This window comes from Paenibacillus sp. PAMC 26794 (assembly GCF_000316035.1).
GTDB lineage: Bacteria > Bacillota > Bacilli > Paenibacillales > Paenibacillaceae > Paenibacillus.
On record NZ_ANHX01000007.1, the window covers coordinates 99,011 to 116,595 of the forward strand.

Consider the following 17,585-nt stretch of genomic DNA (forward strand, 5'->3'; position numbering starts at 1 on the left):
TGGAGAGTATTCGATGCAATTAGACGAACAGATGAAATGCTGGAATCATGCCGCTGTTAAGGTTCTGGATATACGCCGAATCGTTATGGAGGCAGGGGCACAACTGAGTTCCTACACACTTCCGGCAAATGGTTTTATATATACGATTCGAGGATCGGGTGTGCTTCAGTTAGATGGACAAACATACAAGGCAGAGCGGTTCTACATGCTTCATGGGGCCAAAGGATCTTCACTGGATATACAAACCAACGAAGATTTCGAATATATTCTGCTCTATTACAGAGCATTTCTTGCCTTTCCTGGTTATCGTAAAAAGTGGTTATTGGCACAGCCGGAAGTTACACCATTCTCTTTGCAATATGGATTTGCACCGAGTAGTCCGCTGGGGCTGTTACGTTACCTTGATGAGCTCGAGGGTGCATGGATACAATCTGGCAGTTTGGATCTGCTTCATACAAAAAGTTTATTTTACCAATTCATTCATGAAATGATGGTTCAGTTGGAAGAGCAGGAGATCAAAACAGAGCTTGCTGACCCGGTGAAACAAACACTTCGTTATATACAGAATCATTATAGGGAACAGGTCACGCTTGATTTCCTGGCTGAACAGTTCAACTACAGCTCCCGACATTTATCCATGCAATTCAAACGACAGACGGGTTACAGTCCTATTGATTATTTAATTCAGACTCGAATCGCTAAGGCTCGCAATCTGCTTTTGCGATCTGATGCAACGCTGAGTGAAATTGCAGCAGAAGTAGGATATTCGGATGTGTATTATTTTAGTCGTATCTTCAAAAAACATGTGGGGATATCTCCGATACAGTATCAACGAAAGATAAGAGAAGAAGTGAGAACAGAGGATCGTCCATTGGTAATCTCTGAATCGTCCATTGGCCGAAGATGGAAGTCGGGATATATTGATTATGATAATCATTATCAATATATAGACGGAGGGTCTACACTAATGAAAAGAAGAAAAACAAGTTCCAGTATGATTATGGTTGCATTATTGAGCATAACGATGCTCCTCGCAGCCTGCTCTTCAGGTACAGCAACAACACCAGCAGCTGGCGAAGGAACGGGTGCCAGTTCCAATAACAGCAGTACGGCAGTGTCCACGGACGCGGGAAGTCAGACGAACAAAGACAATGAAACACGTACGGTCTCAACAGTTAAGGGTGACGTAGTTGTTCCAGCTAATCCGAAACGGGTTGTTGTATTGTATCTCCAGGGGGATGTCGTCGCACTTGGAGTTAAGCCAATCGCTACCTCAGATGTATATGACGGAGCTGCATACAAGAGTGAGCTAGAGGGTGTAAACGCATTGGGGACCTGGTTTGAACCGAATCCTGAAGCTGTCATTGATCTTGATCCAGATCTGATCATTGTTCCTTCAGAAGAGACGTATACGTTATTAAAAGATATTGCACCTACGGTATATATTCCGTATGAGAAACTGACTACAGAAGAGAGACTTCATGATATAGCAAGTATCTTTGGCAAAGAGAAGGAAGCCGAGACGTTAATCACCAATCTCAACAATAAAGTCGAAGAGAGTAAGAAATCTCTTGCAGATGCAGGCATACTGGACAAAACAATCTCCATTGTGGAGGGCGGTTTGAAAGGTATGGTTATTGTAGAGAGCAAACAATTTGGCCGTGGATCTCAGGCGGTATATGAGTACTTGGGAATGAAAGCACCTGAAGTCGTACAGAAAAAAATCGACGTGGTTTCGGACGCGGCTGGCTCTACGATCTCCATGGAAGTCCTTCCTGAATATATCGGAGACTATGTGTTTCGCTCGGTATATGAAGGGGCAGATAACTTGACAGATAATCCAATATGGAGCAGTATCCCAGCGATCAAGGAAGGTCGTCTGATTGAGATTGATTTCGATTTCTTCTATTATTCGGATATCTATTCAATTAATAAACAACTTGATTTTGTCGTTGAAAAGCTGATGGCGGCTCCAAGAGCGCAATAGTAAAGAGCGGATTTGTTCGTAGAATTTTTGTACAAGAAATGTTTGTTTTTTAGCCATTGTATTTTGATAAGATTACCATTACACTAGGATTTAAGTGATAATGATAATCGATATCAAATACTCGATGTTCTGGATCGAATTAACGGAGGTATTTTTAATATGAATCAGCAGTTGGAACTTTATGATGTAACCATTATCGGCGGTGGCCCTGCGGGCATGTACTCTGCCTTTTATAGCGGCATGCGGGATATGAAGACCAAGTTGATTGAGGCACGTGACAGATTGGGAGGTCGCATGCTCTTTTATCCGGAGAAAATGATCTGGGATGTCGGGGGTGTGACGCCAATTCTGTGTGAAGATCTGATCAAACAATTGGAAGAACAGGCAAGGACTTTTGAGCCAACCCTCGTATTTGAACAACAGATCGAAGGATTCGAGCGTCAACCTGATGGCACGATTCTGTTAACTTCTGCAACAGGTGAACAACACTGGACACGTACCGTCATTATGGCAATCGGATATGGTATATATAAAATGGCCAAGCTGGAGCTTGAAGGTGCAGACCGCTATGAGGTTAGCAATCTGCACTATACCGTGCAGGAACTAGAGCCATTCCGTGGTAAACGCGTGTTGATCTCGGGTGGAGGCGACTCTGCTGTAGACTGGGCGAATGAACTGGAAGCACTGGCAGAGCAAGTTACGGTTGTGCATCGTCGTGACCGCTTTGGCGGGTTGGAGCGTAATGTACTGCGTATGAGAGAATCCTCTGTAGATGTCCGTACACCATATGCGGTAGAGACACTGCATAGTATGAGTGGTGATGTGATTGAACAGGTGACCATCTCACACGTGGACACTGGTGAAACTGAACTGCTTGAAGTCGATGCTGTCATTGTAAACCATGGCATGAAGAGTGACTTTGGTCCAATCCGGGATTGGGGACTTGATCTTGGCGAATGGCATGTCACTACAACGGAGAGATTGCAAACCAATATTCCTGGTGTTTTTGCCGCAGGTGATTTTGTAGATTATGGTAGCAAACTGTACCTGATTGCTGGTACTTTCACTGATGCAGCCCTCGCGGTAAACAGTGCGAAGCTTTACATGGACCCTGAAGCGGAGAAAGTGGCTTATGTTTCTTCCCATAACAGTCGCTTTAAGGAGAAAAATAAAGCTCTTGGCGTTGTAGAAGAATAAAGGTATGCATTTGCATACGATTAAGATGACTTTGGGTTCATTCCGAAGTCATCTTTTTTTGCATAAAATGGGTATTGTAAAGGCATAATTTCACCAGACACAACGGCTATCGAATTGAATATACACTACCAAATGTCTATAATTAGCCTGAGAAACATTAGAATAACATCAAGATACAATAACTAGATCAGAGTGGAGTGCAGCGTATGAAAAAGGGGTCACAGCCACAACGAGGTTTCACCTTCATCCAGCGGTGGTTCAAACGATCTGATAAAAAAAAGATCAAATGGTCTGAAATGTATCTCGCACTTGCTGGTGCGCTTCATCGCTTGTTGGTTGAAGGGCGGCGTGAACGTTCAGCAGCCAAACGGCTGCATCAGGACTTACCTATTAACGCGTTGGGCGAAATGAAGCTAGAGCCAGGGGATATTGTGTACACGCCAAGCTCGGAATCTACGTATTACGCCGGGCATATGGGCATTATTGGTCTCGACGGCAAGGTGTATCATGTGCACCCTTATGGGCCTGTATTTGCTGATTCATTAGAGTGGTATCTCACGCGGTTTTATGAAGGAGATCGCTTCATTGTATTCCGTTCCAGATTGAATGAGGCAGGAATGAAAGCAGCCGGGTGGGTACATGACCATTACAAGCAGGTGAAATTCTACCGTTTGCAGACCAATCTGCGCAGTATTGAGCGCAATTACTGCTCTAAGTTTATATATCAGGCCTATCAGTTCACATCGGGACTGGATCTGTGGAGTCGCAAATTTACCCGAATGAATCAGGGTTATATCTATCCATTTCGAATTGAGCGCTCATCAGAGCTGGACGTTCTGGGAACTTTTTATAAATAAGGCTGGAACCGACTAAAATACTGTTCTTCCGAAAATAAGGAGAGCAGGTTCTGTCGGTTTTTTTTATATGTGTAGAGATTAAAAACAGGAAAAACGCTCAAAACGTCGAATAGATTATGAGATAGGCACGCACAACTTGGAATCGTATACATAAAAAAAGGCGAGATGATTTTTAGCCCAGAGCAAAAAAATGACTACGAAGTAGACGAAAAAGAAAGAGTGAAGCGAGATGAAATGGCCGGGCTTCTTACAACGATTCCGACCGAACAAAAACGTGGTTAAGTTATCGGACTATATCCCAAAAAAGGAAAGGAGGCACTACTGTTCCATATGCAAGAAAAACGTTAAATCGGTCGTGCATTATGCGGCCCCACAGGGAAATGTTTCAGGTGTATGCAGTTCTTGTAAGTCTTTGGCGGATGAACGTGGAATGTTTCCCATTTAATAAGAAGAGATGCGCTCAGGAAATAAGAATTTTTTGATTTATGCGCGTTTTTGTAGTACATTAGCAAATGTATTCGAAGGAGGATTCTAATGTACTCAGGTAGACAAGACGATACTTTATACATCATGACCTACACCTTAAACAGCGGTATCAAGGGTACGGTTCCACTGTCTAATAAGCAGATTATTGAGTGGCTGGATTGCTACAGAAATGAGAAGCGCTTCGTGACCGAAATCGGCAAGGAGTTTTTTGGATTGAATGCAGGATTGGTAGCAGACTTCAAGGTTCAAAATCATTTATCGGATTATCAGCAGACCATTATGCCTACACAGCAGCAGGATAACCTGGAACGCTTGTCCAGTGCTTATAAATCAACCGAGTTATTAATGAAGATTGATTGTAAATGTGGCACGGCTTATGTGACGGAATCCCCATACAAGCGCACAAAATGGTACTGTACAAAGTGTAAAGAGATTGTATTTTTGGATGCCAAAAAAGGAATGGTGGAAACGTCGCGTGGTGACGCTTACTACATGACCAACAAATATTTTGTTTCCCGGGACTAGCGGGAAGTGACTCTGGAAGCATCGCTGCGAAGCGGTGCTTTTTTGTGCGAATGTTTGCTCTATAACAAAAAAAGCCCCAAGGGGCCTTTTTGGAAGATATCTAAGATCTTTTAGGAATTATGATGAGCATTCAACTTTGTGAGGAGGAATGAAGCAGCAACGACAGCGTGGCTCGTAAGCTTCTGAATCGCCAATCATGACAACCGGACCCAAGGTAACAGGCTCCCCATTGACGATACGTTGCGTAAAGGCTGCATCCGGGCTGCCACATACCGCGCAGAAAGCCGAGAGTTTCTCAATGTCATCTGCCATGGCAAGCAAACCACCGACATATCCGAATTCCTTACCACGGTAATCCATATTAAGTCCGTCCACAATGACATGTTTGCCACAATACGCTAACTCCGAGACAAGTTCCATAATGGCACTGCTGAAAAATTGTACTTCATCAAATGCAACAACATCAGCATCTATGGTTTGGTTCAAGATCATTTCTACGGATTCCGGGGTTAATTGCCGGGGGATGGAATGGGCAGGGAGTCGATAACCAATTCGGCTTACGATCTCGTCCTGGGCAAACCGATTATCCTCGGCTGGTTTGTAGGCCACAACCTTTTTACGGCCAAATTGTATTAATTTCTGACAACGGCGAATGAGTTCACCGGATTTTTCACTGAACATGGGTCCAGTAATTACGGTAATACGTCCTGTTTGCACGGTGCTGCTACTCCTCTCACATACGGGATTCAACAAAAAAAGCGACCTTTACAGAGTACCACAAAATCTTTGGAAAGAGCCAGAACTAATCTGCGCAGCTTTGTGTTACTATATGGATTGTTAAGGTATTGGTTACGGCAGCTAGTTAACAGGAGTTGTGAAAAGAGGTGTTTAGTATGAGTGAAGCATTAACATCACTTCAAGAGCGATATGAAAGCCTGAAAGAGCAGGCATCCCTGGATGAAGCGGCGCAGTCGTTATTTGCAGAACTGTTCGCAGAAGCGGAGAGACTGCAGGCAAGTAACCTTGCCTTGCGTAGAACGATCTTGAAGTCTTCTTCCAAAGAATCGCGTATGTCTACCAAACTGCGGGATGCCTTATACGAATGACCCGGAGATTACTCCGGGTCCTCTTCTGTCTTTAATTTGCGAGGGAATAGAATACCTGCTGTAATTCGGGCAATCATGGCAAAGGTGAGACCAATGCCTGCAAACATGTAGATTACGGTAAAGGCTTTGCTGAATCCGGTGGTTGGCACAAATTCAGGATGTCCCACCGTAGTCAGAGTAACCGCACAGAAGTATAACGCATCGATCCAGTGCAGACCTTCAACACGAGTGTAAAATAAAGTGCCTGACAGCAACGTTGCTGCCGTTAATGTAAACAAAGCCAGAAACTTGGGGTCTTTGAACGCATGGAAAATGCCTTTGAGCAATCGTTGTAACGTGATTAGAAATGATACCATGATGAACCATCCTGTCTATGTAAAGTAGGCGGTGTGTTGTATAAACACACAAAAAGCCCGGACTCATGGAGTCCTTCCGGGCGTCTCTGCTTTTTCAGGTACACTTTTGGACCGGAAACGGGGACCTACATAATTACGCTTGCGGTCACGGAACAGGATCCAGCCTCCCAGAAAACTCATACCTGCGGCAAAAAGGACAAGTCCACCGCCAAAGGAAAGCCACTGGAACCCTGGTGAAATCAGTTCGTTCCCGTGCTCGGCATAATATAGGAACAGGGCATCTTTCATCATCAGAAAACCCTTCATTGCCATTAAACCGGGAATGACCAGAACAACAATCGCCAAAAATCGCGCAAAGACCAATCTTGTATTCATGAGCATTATACCCTTTCTGCCAAAGTCGACATTAAATAAAGGTTACGCTTACAGATCATACCTGTTTCCATCATAGCTTGGAATGCATGGGCTGTCCATGTGTGATTGCTTCAAACTTTGAGTTGACCGCTCAAGGAGAGTACAATGGCATATAGAGGGTATAAGCTAAACCATGATTCAAGCCATCATAAATTATATCGAAATTTGATTCATAGAGGAGAGCATGAGAGATGCCAATTACATGTGATGTTGCAATTCTTGGAGGAGGGACCGGTGGATATGTAGCCGCGATCCGGGCTGCACAGCTGGGAAAACAGGTCGTTATCATTGAAAAGGACAAGCTTGGCGGTACCTGTCTGCATCGTGGCTGTATCCCGAGTAAGGCTTTGCTGAAAAGTGCGGAAGTATACGCCGAGATCCAGGAGAGCGAGACGTATGGTATCGAGACAGCTGGAGCTACACTTGTATTTCCCAAAGTACAGGCGCGCAAGGATGCAATTGTCGAACAGCTCCATCAGGGCGTTCAATATTTGATGAAAAAAAATAAAATCCAGGTTGTACACGCGAAAGGTCGCGTCATCGGACCATCCATCTTCTCACCGCAGAGCGGAGCAGTCGCTGTGGAGTTTGAAGATGGAGAGATGGATACGGTAGTTCCAACCAATCTCATCATTGCCACTGGTTCCCGTCCACGTGTGCTGCCAGGCCTGGAACCGGATGGAAAATTCATAATGAGTAGCGACGAAGCCCTGCGTATGGATGAACTTCCTGCATCACTCATCATTGTCGGTGGGGGTGTGATTGGACTGGAGTGGGCATCCATGCTGAATGACTTTGGCGTAGACATCACAGTAGTAGAAGCAGCTGCTCATGTGTTGCCTGCCGAGGATGAGGATGTTGCCAGAGAAATGCAGCGATTGCTCGGCAAACGAGGTGTTCGTTTCCTGACAGGTGCCACCGTTCTAACGGAAACATATAGCACGGATCAAGAGGGCATCCAGATTGATGTGCAGCTTGGTGAAGATAAGCAGGAAACGCTGAGAGCGGAGAAAATGCTCGTGTCGGTTGGACGTCAAGCTAATGTCGAAAATATCGGACTCGAAAATACAGATATCAAACTGGAGCGTGGGTTCATCGCTGTGAACAAACAGTTACAGACCGGTGAAGGTCACATCTACGCCATTGGTGACTGCATTGGCGGTTTGCAGCTTGCACATGCCGCAAGTCATGAAGGTATTCTCGCTGTCGATCATCTGGCGGGCGAAACGGTACATGCCGTAGAATCCCACCGCATCCCGCGCTGTGTGTACACACGTCCGGAAGCAGCAAGCATCGGATTCACCGAGCGTGAAGCCAAAGAACGTGGCTATGACATTAAAACAGGGAAGTTCCCATTTTCGGCCATTGGAAAATCGCTTATTCACGGAAGTCGGGATGGATTCGTGAAGGTGATCGCAGATGCCAAGACGAATGATATATTGGGGGTACATATGATTGGCACCCATGTGACGGAATTAATCGCTGAGGCTTCTCTGGCTCAGATGCTGGATGCCACACCTTGGGAAGTCGGACAAACCATTCATCCGCACCCTTCTCTGTCGGAAATTATGGGTGAAGCCATGTTGGCGGTCGATGGAAAGGCCATTGGGATGTAAGCCAAACAAGCTTATGAGAAAGGTCCTTTCCTTTTTTGGGTAAAAGGGATTATAATAAGGTTAAGCCAAGTCTTAGTACCAGGTTATAAGATCGGGTAGTAAGTATGGCACAGGCTCTGATTAAAAGGAGGTACCTCATATGAGTTCACAAGGTACTGCAGACGCGGTCCACCGGCATCAACAGCTGGGACTTAGCGATGGTGAAGTATTGGATATGTACAAATACATGCTGCTCGCGCGCAAGTTTGACGAGCGTTGCTTGCTCTTGCAACGGGCTGGCAAAATTAACTTTCACGTATCCGGTGTAGGACAGGAAGCTGCGCAAGTAGGCGCTGCTTTTGGTCTGGATCGGGATCACGATTATTATTTACCTTATTACCGCGATTACGGCTTTGTACTGGCGGTAGGCATGACTCCGCGTGAGTTGATGCTGTCTGCTTTTGCGAAGGCAGAAGATCCGAATAGTGGCGGTCGGCAAATGCCCGGTCACTTCGGTCACAAAAAGCTGCGGATTGTGACGGGTTCCAGCCCGGTTACAACACAGGTTCCGCACGCTGTTGGATTTGCACTGGCTGCCAAAATGAAGAAGCAAGAATTTGTTTCTTTTGTTACGTTTGGCGAAGGATCAAGCAATCAGGGTGACTTCCACGAGGGAGCCAACTTTGCAGGTGTGCATAAATTGCCTGTCATTATTATGTGTGAGAACAATCAATATGCAATTTCGGTACCGATTCACAAACAGTTGAGCGGCAAAATATCCGATCGAGCACAAGGATATGGGTTCCCCGGACTGCGTGTAGATGGTAACGATGCATTAGAAGTATATGCTGCAGTGAAGGAAGCGCGTCGCCGTGCTATAGCCGGGGAAGGCCCGACACTGATTGAAGCGATGATGTATCGGTTGTCACCTCATTCCACCTCCGATAATGATCTGGCTTACCGGACCAAAGAGGAAGTTGAGGAGAACTGGAAGAAAGATGGCGTTCCTCGCATGAAAAACTACTTGATCGATTGTGGCATCTGGGACGAAGCTCGGGATGCGGATCTGGCTTCCCAGCTTGCGCTGGAAATGAAAGAAGCAACTGAATATGCAGACAACGCGCCATATCCTAAACCTGAGGACACTCTGACGCACGTTTATGCGGACAGCGAAGAAGGGGGACGGTAAGTATGGCAGTGATGGAATATATTGATGCAATCCGTCTCGCGATGAAAGAAGAGATGGAACGGGATGAAAATGTTTTTATCCTTGGTGAAGACGTAGGTCTCAAAGGTGGTGTGTTTACCACAACTAAAGGGCTGCAAGATCAGTTTGGCGAAATGCGAGTGATGGACACACCATTGTCTGAATCCGCTATTGCAGGTGTTGCCATTGGTGCAGCGATGTATGGCATGAAGCCGATTGCCGAAATGCAATATTCGGACTTCATGTTACCGGCAACCAACCAGATCATTAGTGAAGCGGCGAAAATTCGCTATCGTTCCAACAATGACTGGAGCTGTCCGATTGTTATCCGTGCGCCGATTGGTGGCGGGATCTTCGGTGGGTTGTATCACTCCCAATGTCCGGAATCGATTTTCTTTGGTACACCTGGTCTGAAAATTATAGCTCCCTACTCGGCATACGATGCTAAGGGACTGCTTAAGGCCGCTATTCGCGACCCGGACCCGGTACTCTTTTTTGAAAATAAAAAATGCTACAAACTTATCAAGGAAGATGTGCCTGAAGATGATTACATCGTTCCGATTGGTAAAGCCAACGTACTTCGTGAGGGTGCGGATATTACGGTGATCGGTTACAGTCAGCCATTGCATTTTGTGATGCAGGCTGCTGAGGAGCTGGAACGGGAAGAAGGCATTACAGCACACGTTCTGGATCTGCGCACATTGCAACCGTTGGATCGTGAAGCGATTATTGCTTCCGCTCGTCTGACAGGCAAGGTGTTGATCGTACACGAAGATAACAAAACGGGTGGTGTAGGTGCTGAAGTTGCCGCGATTATTAGTGAGGAATGTCTATTTGAACTGGATGCACCGATTCAGCGTCTCTGCGGACCTGACGTGCCGGCCATGCCAATTAGCCCAACATTGGAGAAATTCTACATGCTGAGCAAAGACAAAGCCAAAGCAGCAATGCGTACACTTGCAGAGTTTTAATTTCGTTTTTTGGATCGTTTAAAAGTAAAGTTTGGAGTGATAATCAAATGGCTGAACGTATGAAATGGATCGAGGTCATTATGCCGCAATTGGCGGAATCGCTGGTCTCGGCTACCATAGGCAAATGGTTGAAAAAACCGGGCGACCGTGTGGAACAGTACGAGCCGATCTGTGAAGTAATCACGGATAAAGTTAATGCCGAGATTCCATCCACTGTGGATGGAATTATGGGTGACCTTTTGGTTGAAGAGGGCACAACGATTGCTGTTGGTGAAGCAATCTGCCGCATGCAGGTCGCAGCTTCTGACGAAGAAGCGGCTGAGCAAGTAACACAAGTATCGCAGCAACAGGAGCAAGTGCAGCAACATGCTAGCCACACTCCTGTTGCCGCCTCAAATACAGCAGCACATGACCCGAACCAGCCGATGCGCAATCGGTATTCCCCGGCAGTGCAATCCTTGGCAGCAGAGCATGGCTTGAACTTGCAAAGCATCCAAGGCACTGGGACCGGTGGTCGTATTACTCGCAAAGATGTGCTGGCATTTGTTGCACAGGGAGGTAACGCGGCTGGATCGTCTGCACAAGCATCATCTGCTTCATTACAGCATGCGCCTTCTGGCTTGTCGTCTGCTTCTCCATTCAGCGGAGTGAATCGTGGAAATGGAGAAATGGGTTTAACATCCAGAGACGCGATCTCAGCAAGAGATGCAGGTGTTCCAGTGAGGCATTCTGGCATTCATCTAACCGAAAGTCCGAAAATTCCCCAGATCGAAGTGGAAGGTGGCGGCCAGGGAAGATCGGAGTATTTCATCGATGTTACCCCTGTGCGTAATGCCATTGCCCGGAATATGCGTCAAAGTGTATCGGAAATCCCGCATGCATGGACGATGATCGAAGTGGACGTAACAAATCTCGTGATGCTGCGCAATAAACTCAAGGATGAGTTCAAGCGTAAGGAAGGCATCAATCTGACATATCTGTCCTTCATGATGAAGGGAGTCGTTAACGCGATTAAAGACTACCCAATCATGAACTCGGTATGGGCAGTGGACAAAATTATCGTCAAACGGGACATTAACTTGTCCATGGCGGTAGGAACCGAAGATTCTGTACTTACACCCGTAATCAAACATGCTGATCAGCGAAATATTGCAGGTCTGGCCCGTGAAGTGGATGAACTGGCTCGCAAAACACGTGAAGGTACGTTAAAGCTGGACCATATGCAAGGTGGTACGTTCACGGTGAACAACACAGGTTCATTTGGTTCGATCCTGTCCCAGCCAATCATTAACTACCCGCAGGCAGCAATTCTTACATTTGAGTCGATTGTCAAGAAGCCAGTGGTTATTAATGATATGATCGCTGTTCGCTCGATGGCTAACCTGTGTCTGTCGCTGGATCACCGAATCCTGGATGGTGTAATCAGCGGACGTTTCTTGCAACGTGTCAAAGAAAACCTTGAAGGATATACCATGGAGAGCAAGGTGTATTAAGTAAATAGTTGACGGGAAAGTGTATGTGCCGGAGGCCGTGCACTTTTCCTGCTGTTTATGGACATGTGCTCAATTGTACATTGAACCTGGAGCAGAAGGGTGTGGGGAATCATGAGCAAGCCGTTGGATGTTGCATACATACCGATGCTTGATTATGAAGAGGCTTGGAACCGCCAGAAAGCGATTGTGCAGCGATTGGACGAGGGCGAGGGAGCGGAGCAAATGTTGCTTTTACAGCACCCGCCAACGTATACGATCGGCTCACAAAATCATCCGGAGCATCTGCTTCTCAGTCCGGAAGAGTTGCGTGAGCAAGGAATCTCATTGTTTCAAATTGACCGTGGCGGTGATATTACTTATCATGGTCCGGGCCAGTTGGTAGGCTACCCTTTATTGGTTCTTGGTCGGGATGAAGACCTGGATTTACACGGCTATTTACGGAAACTTGAGCAGGTGCTTATGGATTATCTCGCAGACCAGGGCATCGAAGCCGGACGCAAAGAGGGTTACACGGGTGTGTGGATTGGCGATATGAAGATTGCTGCGATCGGAATCAAGTTTAATCGTTGCAAACACCGCCGCGGTTTCGTGACCAGTCACGGATTTGCATTTAACATCAGCTCAGGCATTCAACATGCTGGTTTTCAGGGGATTGTTCCTTGTGGGATTGAGCAGTATGGCGTTACCTCATTGGAGGATATAACGGGTAAGTCCTATGCAGTGGAACAGGTAGCGCAGGAGATTGTTCCATACTTTAATCGTATTTTTCCATATGAGATTAATTGGGTCACCGAAAAAGAAGCCCTTCAACGTCTGTAAACAGACCGTCGAAAGGCTTTAGGTTGCTATCCGAACAGCAACGGTTCGAGAGCTATGAAAAGGGTGGACCCGATCATGGCGATCAGCATGAGATAGATAATGATTTTGAACCATTTCTTTTTTTGCATGATGAGAGAACTCCTTTCAACATAAAGTAAACAAGCCATAGTAATTGTATTGTACCGTATCCACGAGAGGGAGGAAAGTCCTATGATTAAACAACAACGTGTTATCGATCAGTTCATGGAACTGGTGCAGATTGATAGTGAAACGAAAAATGAACAGAACATCTCGAAGGTGTTAAAAGAACAGTTTGCAGATCTCGGTCTTCATGTCTATGAGGATGATACCTTGGAGCAAACCGGACATGGCGCCGGAAACCTCGTCATTACCTGGGAAGCCGAAGGAACTGAAGGGGTTGCACCGATCTTTTTCACATGTCATATGGACACCGTGACGCCGGGACAGGGAATCAAGCCTGAACTGGGTGAAGATGGCTGGATTCGCAGTGATGGAACAACGATCCTGGGAGCAGATGACAAAGCAGGGATTGCGGCATTGTTCGAAGCGATTCGTGTGATCCAGGAAAACAAAATTCCACATGGTAAAATTCAATTCGTCATTACGGTCGGCGAAGAGTCTGGCCTGGTGGGCGCACGTGCCATGAATCCGAAGGATATCGATGCCGAGTTCGGTTATGCGCTGGATTCTAATGGAGCTGTAGGCACGATCTGTGTAGCTGCACCGGCCAGAGCTGAAATTCAAATGAGCATCTATGGTAAGTCTGCCCATGCGGGTGTGAATCCGGAAGACGGGATCAGCGCCATTCAGGTAGCAGCCAAAGCGATTGCTGCGATGACACTGGGCAGAATTGATGATGAGACGACAGCGAACATTGGTAAATTCCAGGGTGGATCAGCACTCAACGTGGTGTGTGACTTTGTACAGCTTGAAGCGGAAGCTCGCAGTATTGTGCAGGAAAAAGTTGAATTGCAGGTTGCACAGATGCGTGACGCGTTGGAAACGACATGTCGCAAATACGGTGCAACAGCTGAATTCAGAAGTGAGATCCTGTATCCCGCATTTGGTTTCCATGATGAACATGAAGTTGTACAGCTTGCACAGCGTGCCATCCGCAGTATTGGGCTGGAGACAAGTACGTTTGCTTCCGGTGGTGGCAGTGATGCCAATATCTTTAACGGATTCGACATTCCAACAGTGAATCTGGCGGTAGGATATGAGGATATTCATACAACCAAAGAACGTATTCGTGCCGAAGATATTGTGAAGTTGTCTCAGGTAGTCGTAGCTATTATTCAGGAAACGGCAGCTGACAAGAAATAATATAGAGCACATGTACCTAATATGCAGTTCGTAGACAAAAGTCCGAACCCGGTCTGTATCGGATTCGGACTTTTTGCGAATTCATGTTATATTTCATGGGAGTTAATTTAGGGTCAAAAATGAAACAATGGATCGATTACCCATTCATTTACGTCCAGCGAGCAGATCGATTAACTTGGCATCCGGGCCCCACTCGCGCAACCATTGTTTGAGTATGAGCTGTACTTGCCGGGCTTGTCCTACCACGTGTACGGATTGAGGCGTCATATAACTATTCATCGAAAGTCCCCCTGATTCGTTTATATTTGCTGTGAGAATTCTATACGCTCACCATATGCCCAAAATCAGAGATATATACATTAACCGAATATATAAATTGAGCTAATCCTTTACACAAGAACGGAGAGGACAGAAATAACCAAGAGAAGCGGAGCGTTCGCCTTTATCACCAAATTTTATCTATTAGTTAAAGAAATCAAAAAAATCTGGGGATAACAGCGATCGAAGGGTTGTTCTGTCATTGGAGTGGTTAGTGTAAATATCTTTAGTCCATTTATATATAATCCTACGATATGGAGTTGAAGAACAAATGAAACCAAACCAATCTGCCCAATCCATCCATGCAGCCCAACCTGCCAATCCGAAGCTGGATGAAGTGACCGTATCCACCAAGCCAATCTTCGAGGGAAAAGTCATTTCACTTCAGGTCGATACGGTTAAGCTCCCGAACGGCCAGACAGCTACACGTGAGATTATCCGGCACCCTGGAGCGGTAGCTGTCCTCGCTCTGAAAGGGGATCGTATGCTTGTAGTGGATCAGTATCGTCAGGCAATGGGACGCACCGAAGTGGAGATTCCTGCGGGGAAACTGGACCCGGGAGAAGAGCCGGAAGCTGCTGCTGCACGTGAATTGCGAGAAGAGACGGGATATGTAGCCAAGTCGCTGCGTCATTTGCGTTCGTTCTACACGTCACCGGGGTTCGCAGATGAGATCATTCATCTCTACATCGCCGAAGAGCTGGAAGCCGGAGACATGGAACTGGACGAGGATGAATTCCTCGAAGTATCCGAGATCACACTGGAGGAAGCCTACGCACTCATGGACGAGAACCGGATTAGTGATGCCAAAACGATGATGGCTGTGTACGCGTGGGACCTCTACAGAACGACAGGACGGTTCTAAGGATGCAAGACGAACTGGAAACGTGCACGACGTGGGAGCCCTGTTACACAGACCTGCATATTCACATCGGACGAACGTCTCGCGGCGAGGCTGTTAAAATTAGTGGCAGTCGGGATCTGACATTTGAGAATATTGCCCGGGAAGCTTCGGAACGTAAAGGAATTCATTTGCTTGGTGTTATTGATTGTCATTCTCCGGTTGTACAGATGGATATTGAACAATTGCTGGAGAGTGGTACCATGTCCGAGATTGAGGGAGGCGGCATTGCCTATCAGGACACCACCATTCTTCTGGGTACAGAGATTGAACTGCGTGAGCCTGGAATGCGTGAGTTCCATATGCTGGCGTACTTCCGTGATCTGAAAACGATGAAGTCCTTCACGGACTGGATGAAACGTTATATGAAAAATGTGAATCTCAGTTCTCAGCGGGTATACGTGCCCGCTCTAGAGATGCAAGCAGAGATTAAGGCACGTGGTGGGCTTATTGTGCCTGCACATGTGTTTACACCGCATAAAGGCATCTATGGCAGTACTGCACCCCGTATGGGCGATGTACTGGATACCTGCCTTGTGGATGCGGTAGAGCTGGGGTTAAGCTCGGACTCATCCATGGCCAGTTATATTCGGGAATTGGATCATGTACCGTTTCTAACCAATTCGGATGCTCATTCACTCGGTAAGATTGGACGGGAGTATAATGAACTGCAAGTGGCTGCCCCTTCTTTTGATGAATTCCGTATGGCACTTCAAGGAGAAGCCGGCAGGAAGATTGCTGCCAATTATGGACTGAATCCAAGGCTGGGCAAATACCACCGTACATACTGTGCAGCATGTGGCAGCATCATGGACGAGCAGGCGATGTCAGCAGAGCGCTGCCCTCACTGTGGCAGTCTGAAGCTGGTTCAGGGGGTGCTGGATCGCATCCTGGCAATCTCTGATCGAGAGAGTCCTCATGTTCCTGCAAACAGACCAGCCTATCATTATCAGGTACCACTGGAGTTCATTCCCGGACTTGGAAAAGCCAAACTGCGCCAGCTACTGGACCATTTTGGTACAGAAATGAACGTACTTCATCGCACGCTTGAGGAAGAGCTTGCTGCGGTTGTTGGACCTGTGCTAGCAGGCCTGATCGTGTCTGCACGGAACGGACAACTGGAGCTATCCTCCGGAGGTGGCGGCACGTACGGAAAAGTTGCTGTTCAGGAAAGAGCCTCGGAGTGACCAGTGTAAATATTCTGTAGTAATATTCTGAGGTTCAACTCATATAGCTTTCGCTTTACAGAGGTCCAATCTGGACAAGAAGTCATACAGGTGCATTCCGGTTCATAAGAATGACTATGAGGATGTAACTGAGAATCCTTGCAGCATGATACCGGAAAGGGGACTCGTACCTGTATGCGCTCTTCCTACTTTACATTTAAAGGTCAGACTTCGTTATATGTATTCGTGGCCGTCTTGTTTCTGGTCGGCGTCATTTTTGGCGCGCTCATGGTGAACGCATTGTCTCTTGAGCAACGTCAGGATCTGGAGGGTTATCTCGGCAATTTCTTCATGACCGTGCAGCACAGTGCACAGGTAACAGAGACCGGGGCATATTGGGACATTGCCATGCTCCATCTGAAATGGGTGGGTCTGATCTTTATTCTGGGTTTATCCGTCGTTGGACTACCCGGTATACTGGTTCTGGATTTTCTGAAAGGTGTACTCATTGGATTCACAGTGGGGTACCTTGTTGGGCAGTATTCCTGGAAAGGGCTGCTGTTTGCACTGGTTTCCGTGGCGCCGCATAATTTATTTGTCATTCCGATCCTTCTGATCTGCAGTGTGGCGGCGATGACGTTCTCGTTATACATCATTCGCAATCGTGTTTTGATGCAGCGAACACCGGGTCGTCAAAGGCCTTTTGCTTCATATATAGTATTAACTTTGGTCATGGCTGCACTGCTGCTCGGCGTGGCGTCTTTTGAAACATGGGTTACACCTGCGATGATGCGCTGGGTCACGCCAATGCTACTACCGGCCTAACGTGCACCGTATAGTGTA

Annotated in this window: 19 protein-coding genes; 14 read left to right on the forward strand and 5 right to left on the reverse strand. The window is 46.7% G+C overall.

Annotated elements, in window-relative coordinates; all coding sequences use genetic code 11:
- Positions 1-13 precede the first annotated feature (13 nt).
- From D829_RS0104305 to D829_RS0104320, 4 genes are all read left to right on the forward strand, one after another.
- A complete protein-coding gene (locus tag D829_RS0104305; RefSeq protein ID WP_017687611.1) occupies positions 14-1,987 on the forward strand; it encodes an AraC family transcriptional regulator in 1,974 nt (657 codons plus the stop codon).
- Positions 1,988-2,146: 159 nt separating this feature from the next.
- Positions 2,147-3,184: an NAD(P)/FAD-dependent oxidoreductase gene (locus D829_RS0104310; RefSeq protein WP_017687612.1), complete on the forward strand. Its 1,038-nt coding sequence runs from the start codon at positions 2,147-2,149 to the stop codon at positions 3,182-3,184.
- Positions 3,185-3,390: 206 nt separating this feature from the next.
- Positions 3,391-4,041 carry a hypothetical protein gene (locus D829_RS0104315; protein WP_017687613.1) on the forward strand — a complete coding sequence of 217 codons (651 nt, stop codon included), beginning with the start codon at positions 3,391-3,393 and terminating at the stop codon, positions 4,039-4,041.
- Between the two features lie 534 nt (positions 4,042-4,575).
- A complete protein-coding gene (locus D829_RS0104320) occupies positions 4,576-5,052 on the forward strand; it encodes a hypothetical protein (protein ID WP_017687614.1) in 477 nt (158 codons plus the stop codon).
- Between the two features lie 117 nt (positions 5,053-5,169).
- Here D829_RS0104320 and D829_RS0104325 read toward each other — a convergent pair whose 3' ends face one another.
- The gene (locus tag D829_RS0104325; protein ID WP_017687615.1) at positions 5,170-5,769 is read right to left on the reverse strand and encodes a thymidine kinase; all 600 of its coding nucleotides are present in this window, start codon (positions 5,767-5,769) and stop codon (positions 5,170-5,172) included.
- A gap of 176 nt (positions 5,770-5,945) precedes the next feature.
- Between D829_RS0104325 and D829_RS0104330 the strand changes: the two genes are divergently transcribed.
- Positions 5,946-6,158 (forward strand): hypothetical protein, encoded by a 213-nt coding sequence (locus tag D829_RS0104330; protein ID WP_017687616.1) that lies wholly within the window; start codon positions 5,946-5,948, stop codon positions 6,156-6,158.
- Positions 6,159-6,166: 8 nt separating this feature from the next.
- Here D829_RS0104330 and D829_RS0104335 read toward each other — a convergent pair whose 3' ends face one another.
- Positions 6,167-6,514 (reverse strand): potassium channel family protein, encoded by a 348-nt coding sequence (locus tag D829_RS0104335; protein WP_017687617.1) that lies wholly within the window; start codon positions 6,512-6,514, stop codon positions 6,167-6,169.
- 63 nt (positions 6,515-6,577) lie between these two features.
- Positions 6,578-6,889 (reverse strand): DUF2627 domain-containing protein, encoded by a 312-nt coding sequence (locus D829_RS0104340; RefSeq protein WP_036607881.1) that lies wholly within the window; start codon positions 6,887-6,889, stop codon positions 6,578-6,580.
- Between the two features lie 230 nt (positions 6,890-7,119).
- Here D829_RS0104340 and lpdA point away from each other — a divergent pair, with 230 nt between their 5' ends.
- The 5 genes from lpdA (at position 7,120) to lipB (ending at position 13,013) form a co-directional block, all read left to right on the forward strand.
- On the forward strand, positions 7,120-8,544 hold the full coding sequence (gene lpdA, locus D829_RS0104345; protein ID WP_017687619.1) for a dihydrolipoyl dehydrogenase: 1,425 nt from the start codon (positions 7,120-7,122) through the stop codon (positions 8,542-8,544).
- Positions 8,545-8,683: 139 nt separating this feature from the next.
- The gene (locus D829_RS0104350; protein WP_017687620.1) at positions 8,684-9,712 is read left to right on the forward strand and encodes a thiamine pyrophosphate-dependent dehydrogenase E1 component subunit alpha; all 1,029 of its coding nucleotides are present in this window, start codon (positions 8,684-8,686) and stop codon (positions 9,710-9,712) included.
- 2 nt (positions 9,713-9,714) lie between these two features.
- Entirely contained in the window at positions 9,715-10,701 is a 987-nt protein-coding gene (locus tag D829_RS0104355; RefSeq protein ID WP_017687621.1) for an alpha-ketoacid dehydrogenase subunit beta, read from the forward strand.
- Between the two features lie 47 nt (positions 10,702-10,748).
- Positions 10,749-12,194: a dihydrolipoamide acetyltransferase family protein gene (locus D829_RS0104360; RefSeq protein WP_017687622.1), complete on the forward strand. Its 1,446-nt coding sequence runs from the start codon at positions 10,749-10,751 to the stop codon at positions 12,192-12,194.
- Positions 12,195-12,302: 108 nt separating this feature from the next.
- Positions 12,303-13,013, forward strand: a complete 711-nt coding sequence (lipB, locus tag D829_RS0104365; protein ID WP_193748449.1) for a lipoyl(octanoyl) transferase LipB — start codon at positions 12,303-12,305, stop codon at positions 13,011-13,013.
- 26 nt (positions 13,014-13,039) lie between these two features.
- On the opposite strand, the gene prli42 is transcribed toward lipB, so the two are convergent.
- Entirely contained in the window at positions 13,040-13,141 is a 102-nt protein-coding gene (gene prli42 / locus D829_RS33200) for a stressosome-associated protein Prli42 (RefSeq protein ID WP_017687624.1), read from the reverse strand.
- Positions 13,142-13,223: 82 nt separating this feature from the next.
- Here prli42 and D829_RS0104375 point away from each other — a divergent pair, with 82 nt between their 5' ends.
- Positions 13,224-14,357 carry a M20/M25/M40 family metallo-hydrolase gene (locus D829_RS0104375; protein ID WP_017687625.1) on the forward strand — a complete coding sequence of 378 codons (1,134 nt, stop codon included), beginning with the start codon at positions 13,224-13,226 and terminating at the stop codon, positions 14,355-14,357.
- A gap of 144 nt (positions 14,358-14,501) precedes the next feature.
- On the opposite strand, the gene mciZ is transcribed toward D829_RS0104375, so the two are convergent.
- Complete coding sequence (gene mciZ / locus D829_RS32800) at positions 14,502-14,636, reverse strand: Z-ring formation inhibitor MciZ (RefSeq protein ID WP_017687626.1); 135 nt, start codon at positions 14,634-14,636, stop codon at positions 14,502-14,504.
- Positions 14,637-14,946: 310 nt separating this feature from the next.
- Between mciZ and D829_RS0104385 the strand changes: the two genes are divergently transcribed.
- The 3 genes from D829_RS0104385 (at position 14,947) to spoIIM (ending at position 17,567) form a co-directional block, all read left to right on the forward strand.
- Positions 14,947-15,540 carry an NUDIX hydrolase gene (locus D829_RS0104385; RefSeq protein WP_017687627.1) on the forward strand — a complete coding sequence of 198 codons (594 nt, stop codon included), beginning with the start codon at positions 14,947-14,949 and terminating at the stop codon, positions 15,538-15,540.
- Positions 15,541-15,542: 2 nt separating this feature from the next.
- A complete protein-coding gene (locus tag D829_RS0104390) occupies positions 15,543-16,763 on the forward strand; it encodes an endonuclease Q family protein (RefSeq protein WP_017687628.1) in 1,221 nt (406 codons plus the stop codon).
- Positions 16,764-16,937: 174 nt separating this feature from the next.
- Complete coding sequence (gene spoIIM / locus D829_RS0104395) at positions 16,938-17,567, forward strand: stage II sporulation protein M (RefSeq protein ID WP_017687629.1); 630 nt, start codon at positions 16,938-16,940, stop codon at positions 17,565-17,567.
- The last annotated feature ends 18 nt before the right edge of the window (positions 17,568-17,585 follow it).

Bases quoted from the DNA above. Each gene is read 5' to 3' on its own strand.
- D829_RS0104305 (WP_017687611.1), top strand. From the start codon at position 14: ATGCAATTAGACGAACAGATGAAATGCTGGAATCATGCCGCTGTTAAG.
- D829_RS0104310 (WP_017687612.1), top strand. From the start codon at position 2,147: ATGAATCAGCAGTTGGAACTTTATGATGTAACCATTATCGGCGGTGGC.
- D829_RS0104315 (WP_017687613.1), top strand. From the start codon at position 3,391: ATGAAAAAGGGGTCACAGCCACAACGAGGTTTCACCTTCATCCAGCGG.
- D829_RS0104320 (WP_017687614.1), top strand. From the start codon at position 4,576: ATGTACTCAGGTAGACAAGACGATACTTTATACATCATGACCTACACC.
- D829_RS0104330 (WP_017687616.1), top strand. From the start codon at position 5,946: ATGAGTGAAGCATTAACATCACTTCAAGAGCGATATGAAAGCCTGAAA.
- D829_RS0104335 (WP_017687617.1), bottom strand. From the start codon at position 6,514: ATGGTATCATTTCTAATCACGTTACAACGATTGCTCAAAGGCATTTTC.
- D829_RS0104340 (WP_036607881.1), bottom strand. From the start codon at position 6,889: ATGAATACAAGATTGGTCTTTGCGCGATTTTTGGCGATTGTTGTTCTG.
- lpdA (WP_017687619.1), top strand. From the start codon at position 7,120: ATGCCAATTACATGTGATGTTGCAATTCTTGGAGGAGGGACCGGTGGA.
- D829_RS0104350 (WP_017687620.1), top strand. From the start codon at position 8,684: ATGAGTTCACAAGGTACTGCAGACGCGGTCCACCGGCATCAACAGCTG.
- D829_RS0104355 (WP_017687621.1), top strand. From the start codon at position 9,715: ATGGCAGTGATGGAATATATTGATGCAATCCGTCTCGCGATGAAAGAA.
- D829_RS0104360 (WP_017687622.1), top strand. From the start codon at position 10,749: ATGGCTGAACGTATGAAATGGATCGAGGTCATTATGCCGCAATTGGCG.
- prli42 (WP_017687624.1), bottom strand. From the start codon at position 13,141: ATGCAAAAAAAGAAATGGTTCAAAATCATTATCTATCTCATGCTGATC.
- D829_RS0104375 (WP_017687625.1), top strand. From the start codon at position 13,224: ATGATTAAACAACAACGTGTTATCGATCAGTTCATGGAACTGGTGCAG.
- mciZ (WP_017687626.1), bottom strand. From the start codon at position 14,636: ATGAATAGTTATATGACGCCTCAATCCGTACACGTGGTAGGACAAGCC.
- D829_RS0104385 (WP_017687627.1), top strand. From the start codon at position 14,947: ATGAAACCAAACCAATCTGCCCAATCCATCCATGCAGCCCAACCTGCC.
- D829_RS0104390 (WP_017687628.1), top strand. From the start codon at position 15,543: ATGCAAGACGAACTGGAAACGTGCACGACGTGGGAGCCCTGTTACACA.
- spoIIM (WP_017687629.1), top strand. From the start codon at position 16,938: ATGCGCTCTTCCTACTTTACATTTAAAGGTCAGACTTCGTTATATGTA.